Source organism: Streptomyces sp. NPDC060198, from assembly GCF_042728415.1.
Classification (GTDB): domain Bacteria; phylum Actinomycetota; class Actinomycetes; order Streptomycetales; family Streptomycetaceae; genus Streptomyces.
Genome location: NZ_JBHWZJ010000063.1, coordinates 2,755 through 5,599, shown reverse-complemented (window position 1 = coordinate 5,599; position 2,845 = coordinate 2,755). Strand labels below are relative to the sequence as shown.

At 72.1% G+C, this 2,845-nt stretch carries 3 protein-coding genes; 2 read left to right on the top strand and 1 reads right to left on the bottom strand.

Going from position 1 to position 2,845, the window contains the following annotated elements:
• Positions 1-1,052: MFS transporter (locus ACFWEP_RS11410; protein WP_387368828.1), on the top strand; the 1,052-nt coding region annotated here is incomplete at its 5' end.
• Between the two features lie 241 nt (positions 1,053-1,293).
• Positions 1,294-1,875 carry an N-acetylmuramoyl-L-alanine amidase gene (locus tag ACFWEP_RS11405; RefSeq protein ID WP_387368826.1) on the top strand — a complete coding sequence of 194 codons (582 nt, stop codon included), beginning with the start codon at positions 1,294-1,296 and terminating at the stop codon, positions 1,873-1,875.
• Positions 1,876-1,962: 87 nt separating this feature from the next.
• Here the strand turns inward: ACFWEP_RS11405 and ACFWEP_RS11400 are convergent.
• The coding region (locus ACFWEP_RS11400) for an MFS transporter (RefSeq protein WP_387368824.1) at positions 1,963-2,845 on the bottom strand (883 nt) is incomplete at its 5' end.

Genomic DNA, 2,845 nt, shown 5'->3' with positions numbered 1-2,845 from the left:
TGCGGGTGCCGGTGTCGGCGGTCGGCCTCTTGGTCACCGGCTACGGCATGACGGTCGCGATCGTGTCTCTGCCGCTCGCCCACGTCGTGCGGTCGGTGCCACGGCGCCATGTGCTCACGGGGGTGCTGGCCGCGCTGGTCGTGTCCAGTCTGGTCGCGGCCTCGGCGACCTCGTACTGGCTGCTCCTTGCGGCCCGGCTGCTGACCGCACTCGGTCAGGCGTTGTTCTGGGCCGTGACGGGGCCGGTGGCGGTGGGCCTGTTCCCGCCGGGGGTTCGCGGGCGCGTCGTCGGAGCGCTGTCCGTCGCCGGTTCGCTGGCCCTGGTGTTCGGTGTGCCGGCCGGAACCTGGCTGGGCAGACGGACCGACTGGCCGGTGCCCGTAGCCGTGCCGGCGGGTCTGGGGCTGGTCTCCCTCGTGACGATCGCCTTCCTGCTGCCGACCTCACGTCCGGACGAACAGCCCGCCGCCTACGGGACCAGTCCGGAGGCCCGCCGGTTCGGGATCGTGCTGACGGCCGGGGCCCTGGCCGCCACGGGCGCTTTCACGGGATTCACCTACATCGTCACCTTCCTGGGCGACGTCAGCGGGTTCTCGCCCGGCGCGGTGAACGTACTGCTCGTGGCGTTCGGTGTCGCGTGTGTGGCCGGGGTGAGCCTCACCGGGGCCCTGCTGGACCGCTTTCCGCATGCCTCGCTGAGCACGGCGGTGGCGACGCAGGCGGTCGGCATGACCGGCCTGTACGCGGCCGGTGGGGAACCGGCCGCGGCGGTGGTGTTCCTGCTGCTGATGGGCGGTGCGCTCGGTCCGGTCTTCATGACGACGCAGAACGCCATGCTGCACTGCGCGCCGGGCCGCACGGACGTCGCGCTCGCGGCGAACTCCGGGACCTACAACGCCGGTATCGCGGCGGGCGCCGCGCTCGGTGCCCTGGTCCTCTCGCTCGCCGGCGTTCGGGGCGCCTTCCTCGCCGGGGGGCTGTTGACCGTCGTGGCCTTCGCGGTGCTGCTCGTCGGGCAGCCGTCGCGCCGGGTGCCGGAGCCCGCCGGGTAGTACGAGAGCTCCGGGAGGAGTCGTCCACCACCGAGGCACCGGAGCGCCGGGGGCCGCGGGCGACGCCCAGCCGTACGAGCCTTCGGGCAGGCGCCGGGGCGTAGGGGCAGGGCACGCACGGGAACCGGACAGCCGTTCGGGCCGTCGTTCGGGGGGAGCCCGCACGCCCGTGGGGAGCCCCGGCGGTGCCCCATGTCCGGGGAGCCCCGCGGCGATCCGCCCGCACCCCTGGAGAACACCCATGCACCGCAGAAGGATCATCCAGGCGGCGGCCGGCACCGCGGCGGGCCTGCTCCTGCCGGCACCGGTGCGCGGGGTGGACGCGCCCTCGGCGGGGACGGACAGCACGCTCGCGCGCTGGGCACACGCCGCGTCCGCCAACTACACCGTCCCCGCCGGCACCTCGCCCCGGCCCATCGACCGGGTGGTCGTCCACATCACCCAGCAGAGCTTCACTCAGACGCTCGGAATCTTCCAGGACCCATCGAAGAAGGTGTCGGTCCACTACGTCGTACGGTCCGGAGACGGCTACACCGCCCAGTGCGTACCGGAGCGGGACATCGCCTGGCACGCGGGGAACTGGGACTACAACGTCCGTTCCGTCGGCATCGAGCACGAAGGCTGGGTGGACCGTCCGGAGTACTTCACGGCGGCGATGTACGAACGGTCGGCGCTGCTCGCCGCCGACATCTGCGACCGGCACGACATACCCAAGGACCGTACCCACATCGTCGGCCACTACGAGGTGCCGGGCACGGACCACACCGATCCCGGTCCGCTCTGGGACTGGGAGCGCTACCTGCGGCTCGTCAACCTCGCCTGACCCCGCGCCCGCGCGCCGCGTCCGCCCCGCCCCGCCCCGCCCGGGGAGAACGAGTCTCCCACCGGGCCGGTACCCGCGCCCCCCTCGTCACTCCCGCCGTCGCCGGTGACGCAGCCGGAACCAGACGTCGCGCGCCTGCCGGCCCGCGGTGGTGCGGCTGACCGAGACCAGCCGGTGTGCCTGCTGGCGCGTCTCGACCATGGGCCCGGAGCCGCGCAGCGGTCGGCCCGCCGTCTCGTGGAGGAACAGCGTGGACACGAGGCCGATGACGCCCGCCACCATCAGGTAGTAGGCGGGCACCATGTCGTTGCCGGTGGCCTCCACGAGCCCCGCGGCGAACAGGGGGGTGGTTCCGCCGAAGAGCGAGACGGAGATGTTGAACGCGATCGAGAGCGCGCCGTACCGGATGCGGGTGGGGAAGAGCGCCGGAAGGGTGGACGCGGACGTCCCGGCGAAGCAGACGAGCAGCAGACCGAGGATGGCGCAGCCGAAGGCCGGGAGCAGGATGCCGCCCTGCCGGATCAGGAGGAACGCCGGAATGGAGAGCGCGACCAGCGCCACGCTCCCGGCCATGAACACCGGTCGGCGCCCCCACCGGTCGGAGCTGCGGCCCACCGTGGTGATGGTCAGGACGACGAGCAGCATGGTGCCGAGAACGAGCAGTTGCGAGGTGGTCTCGGGCTCGCCGAGGGTCTCGGACATGTAGGTCGGGAGGTAGGACGTGACCATGTAGTTGGTGACGTTGTACAGGAGCACCAGACCCATGCAGATCAGCACGGCTTCCCAGTGCTCGGTGAAGATCTCCTTGAGCCGGCCCTTGCCCGACTGCCGTGCCTGTTCGACCGGGTCGCCCTCTGCCAGGGCCTCGGCCTGCTCCTCCTCCTGCCGCTGGAAGACGGGTGTCTCCTCCAGCTTCATGCGCATGTAGAGCCCGATCAGTCCCAGTGGTCCGGCGACGTAGAAGGGGATG

Bases quoted from the DNA above. Each gene is read 5' to 3' on its own strand.
- ACFWEP_RS11405 (WP_387368826.1), top strand. From the start codon at position 1,294: ATGCACCGCAGAAGGATCATCCAGGCGGCGGCCGGCACCGCGGCGGGC.